1 protein-coding gene is annotated in these 309 nt (G+C 36.6%); it reads right to left on the minus strand.

What is annotated here, in order from left to right; translation table 11 throughout:
- The coding region (locus KVT11_RS19665) for an S-layer homology domain-containing protein (protein WP_217609128.1) at window positions 1-309 on the minus strand (309 nt) is incomplete at both ends.

Genomic DNA, 309 nt, shown 5'->3' on the forward strand with positions numbered 1-309 from the left:
AGCATTTTTAAGTACTTGTGCCATTTGTTCACGAGTTAAAATATCATCTGGACCATACTTCCCATCACCAAAGCCATTCACAAGTCCTGCTTTAGCAAGTGCTCTGATTTCTTTTTCAAACAAGTGTCCTTTAATATCTGTAAATGGATTTTTGAAGCTAGCATCTGCATCTACTGGTTTTACATACATATAAATCATACGAGCAACTTGCCCACGAGTTACATTATCACCGAAGCCAAAGATATTATTTCCGTACCCTTGCACTACTTTACGGTTTGTTAAATCATAAATTGCTTTTGTAGACCAGTG

The organism is Bacillus sp. GbtcB10 (assembly GCF_019091365.1).
Classification (GTDB): domain Bacteria; phylum Bacillota; class Bacilli; order Bacillales; family Bacillaceae; genus Bacillus; species Bacillus altitudinis.